General features: G+C 69.0%; 4 protein-coding genes. 3 read left to right on the forward strand and 1 reads right to left on the reverse strand.

Translation table 11 applies throughout. The annotated features are described in order from the left end of the window. A partial coding sequence (locus ACLL9L_RS16835; RefSeq protein ID WP_411285808.1) for a hypothetical protein occupies positions 1–605 on the reverse strand: 605 nt, incomplete at its 3' end. A 453-nt stretch (positions 606–1,058) separates the two neighbouring features. Here ACLL9L_RS16835 and ACLL9L_RS16840 point away from each other — a divergent pair. From ACLL9L_RS16840 to ACLL9L_RS16850, 3 genes are all read left to right on the forward strand, one after another. Beyond that, positions 1,059–1,442 (forward strand): hypothetical protein, encoded by a 384-nt coding sequence (locus ACLL9L_RS16840; RefSeq protein ID WP_411285809.1) that lies wholly within the window; start codon positions 1,059–1,061, stop codon positions 1,440–1,442. 100 nt (positions 1,443–1,542) lie between these two features. Beyond that, positions 1,543–2,217 carry a response regulator transcription factor gene (locus ACLL9L_RS16845; protein WP_411285810.1) on the forward strand — a complete coding sequence of 225 codons (675 nt, stop codon included), beginning with the start codon at positions 1,543–1,545 and terminating at the stop codon, positions 2,215–2,217. Continuing rightward, a partial coding sequence (locus tag ACLL9L_RS16850; protein WP_411285811.1) for a sensor histidine kinase occupies positions 2,214–3,415 on the forward strand: 1,202 nt, incomplete at its 3' end. The genes ACLL9L_RS16845 and ACLL9L_RS16850, both read left to right, overlap by 4 nt.

The raw sequence follows: 3,415 nt of genomic DNA on the forward strand, positions 1-3,415 counted from the left end.
CCGACCACGTGGTCCCACAGCTCGGCGGCCGAGTCCTCGCGTGGCAGCCGGCTGATCACCGGCCCGAAGAAGGCCACACCGGCGGGTGGCTCGAAGTGGATGATGGGCGTGCCCACGTCCTTGCCCGTCAGCGAGAGCGCCTCGTCGGTCTCCTGCCGGATCTCGAGGTCCCACGACTCGTCGTCGAGAGCGTCCGCCAGCTCGAGCGGCAGACCCGCCTCGGCGAGGATCGGCTCCGCGAACTCACGCGTCCCGCGCAGCTCACGCACCTGGCCCTCGGTCCGGTGGTCATCGAGAGCGGGGGCGGGGGCGGTGTCGAAGATGTGGGCCCCAAACGCGGCGTACAACGGTGCCGTCGCCTCGCGTCCGTGCTCGACTCGCGCCCGGGCGGCCACCCGCAGGAGCCGGAGCCCGGCGGTGTGCCCGGCTTCGTACTCGGGTGGGAAGTGCGCGTCGTAGTCGACCTCGGCGTTGATCAGGCGCAACGAGATGAACCGCCAGTCCACGGTGTAGTCGCGCTGGGACTGTACCTGCCGCACCCACTTGCTGGTCATCCAGGCGAAGGGGCAGACAGGGTCGAAGTAGAAGTTGATGTCGGCGTCCATTCGTCTACCCTAAGAGCGTGGGGCCGAAAGGGCCAACAGGCTGATAGCGGGCTTTCTGTGCGGCGGCGTGACGGGTTGGGGTCGTGAGGCGGAGGCGTCTCGTTGCGGTCTTGCTGGGCCTGGTGTGGCTGGCTGTTGGTCCTGGGTGGGTGCTCTGACGGTGTCCACGGGGTCTCAGATGGCCGGTCGGAGGCTTCCCAGTCCGGCGGGTTCACTGATGAGATGGCGCCCCCGTGGCGTTTGCGGAAGAAGATCCGCAGGCTCACGCGACCGGGCGGATTGCGCGTGGTACCCCATCGGAGTGCCCAGGCCAGCGACGGCGTCTGCGGGTCCGCCTGATCCTTATGCGGCGCGGTCGAACCTGAATGGATCGTCAGGTTTGATCAGGTTCCGCTCAGGGGTGGGCCTTGACAGTGGGGTTGTTCGCATGATCCCCAGGGAAAAGGAAACCCGATGAACATCAAGAAGATCGTCATGGGCGGCGTCGCCGCCAGCGCCCTCGGCATTGCGGCTTTGGCCGGAACCGGAACGGCCTTCGCGGCTGGTACCGCACCGGTCGCCACCACCCAGAGCAGCAACGTCCAGCAGGGCAACCAGAGCGCCCCCGACACCGCGGCGTCAGCCGAGCAGGCCGGCAGCGAGACCGACGTCTCGGATGGCCCAGGCGGGCACGCCGACGCCAACGGCGTCGACGTCCAGCAGGGCGACCAGAGCGCCCCCGACACCGCGGCATCGGCCGAGCAGGCCGGCAGCGAGACCGGTCTCTCGGATGGCCCCGGCGGGCACACCGACGCTGCTGGCAGCAACGTTGACCACCAGTTCGAGGGCAACGAGTAGGCAGGACTGAACTGTGGGCGGCCGAGGTGATCCTCGGCCGCCCACAGATGTACCCGGCGTCTACTGTGACGTCCCACAGGCCAACGGCAAGGAGACGACGGTGCGGGTCCTGGTGGTGGAGGATGAACGCCCCCTGGCAAGAGCCCTGCGCCGCGCCCTGGAGGCCGAGGGCTTCAGCGTGGTGCTGGCTGCGAATGGGATTGACGGGGACTGGGCGGCTCGCGAGCACAACTTCGACGTGATCGTCCTTGACGTGATGCTTCCGGGTATGTCCGGTTACGACATCTGTCGGAATCTGAGGGCTGCCGGCGACAACACACCAATCTTGTTCCTGACCGCCAAGGACGGCGAGTACGACGAGGCCGACGCCCTAGACATTGGTGCCGATGACTTTGTCTCCAAGCCGTTCTCCCCGGTGGTACTGGTGGCCCGGCTGCGGGCTCTGCTTCGCCGCAGCAGCGCCGGCCCTGACCCCACTCTGACGGTGGGGTCGCTGCGGGTCGAACCCGAGCGGCACCGGGCCTGGCTCGGCGAGCAGGAGCTGCGCCTGACCGCCCGCGAGCTGGGGCTGCTCAGCTATCTGGCGCACCGGGCGGAGCATGTGGTCAGCAAGACCGAGATCCTCGAGCACGTCTGGGACAAGGCCTTCGATGGTGACGCGAACGTCGTGGAGGTCTACATCGGCCACCTGCGACGAAAACTCGCCTCGTCGAAGGACGTCAGCATCGACACCGTCCGGGGCGTCGGATATCGCCTGGGCGGGCGGAAGCGATGACATGGACCAGACCTGGCGTCCGCGGGCGTATCACGCTGGCAGCCACGGCCGCGGTCGCGATAGTCCTGGCCCTGGCCGGCGGCGCGCTGGTCATCCTGCTGCAGCGCGATCTGCTCGCGGGAGTGGACGCGTCGGCACTCACCCGCGCCCAAGACATCGCGGCACTCAGCAACGGGACGCTTCCTTCGGTGCTGCCCGCGGCCCAGAACGACGCCAGCCTGGCGCAGGTGCTCGACAGCAACGGGCGGGTCCTGGCAGCCAGCGGCAACATTGAAGGCGAGAGCGCGCTGGTCAGGCCGAACCCGGGCCAGCGCGGGCCTCAGGTCGGCACGCTGACCGGGCTGCCGATTGGCGGCGGTGAGCGTTTTCGAGTCCTCCAGGACACGACCGGGCCCCCAACCGCACCTCACACGATCGTGGTGGCCCTGTCGTTGGCGCCCGTCGACGAGGCCGTCCAGAGCGCGCGATCGCTACTGCTCCAAGTCCTGCCGGCGGCGCTACTGCTGACCGCGCTGGTCACCTGGCTGGGCGTGGGACGCGCATTGGCGCCGGTCGAGCGGATACGCCGCAGGGTCGCCGCGATCGGCGGCGGCGACCTGTCCAAGCGGGTGCCCCTGCCGACCGCGCGCGACGAGGTGAACCGCCTGGCCGAGACCATGAACGCGATGCTGGACCGGCTGGAGACCTCCGCCGGGCGCCAGCGCCGGTTCGTCGCCGATGCCTCCCATGAGCTACGCAGCCCCTTGGCCAACATGCAAGCCTCCCTCGAAGTGGCTCTTGCCCGCGCGGATCTCGACCTGTGGCAGGAGACCGGCCAAGAGCTCCAGGGCGAGTACGACCGCATGCGCCACCTGGTCGAGGACCTGTTGCTGTTAGCCCGCCTGGACGGGCAGATCCCACTGGCTCACGACGAGGTCGACCTCGATGACGTGGTGCACGAAGAGGCCGAACGGCTGCGCAGGCACGCCGAGGTAACGGTCCACGTGTTCCCCTTGCCGGCGCTGCGGGTCCGCGGGGATGGCGCCAGGCTTGCCCAGGTCGTGGGCAACCTGGCCGACAACGCGGCCCGCCACGCAGCCGCAACCGTGTCGTTGTCGCTGCGCCGCGACGGCGACTGGGCGGTCGTGCAGGTCGCCGACGACGGCCCAGGTGTGCCGCTCGAGCACCACATTCGGATCTTCGACCGCTTCACTCGCCT

The organism is Lapillicoccus sp., from assembly GCF_046595215.1.
Taxonomy (GTDB): Bacteria; Actinomycetota; Actinomycetes; order Actinomycetales; family Dermatophilaceae; genus Lapillicoccus.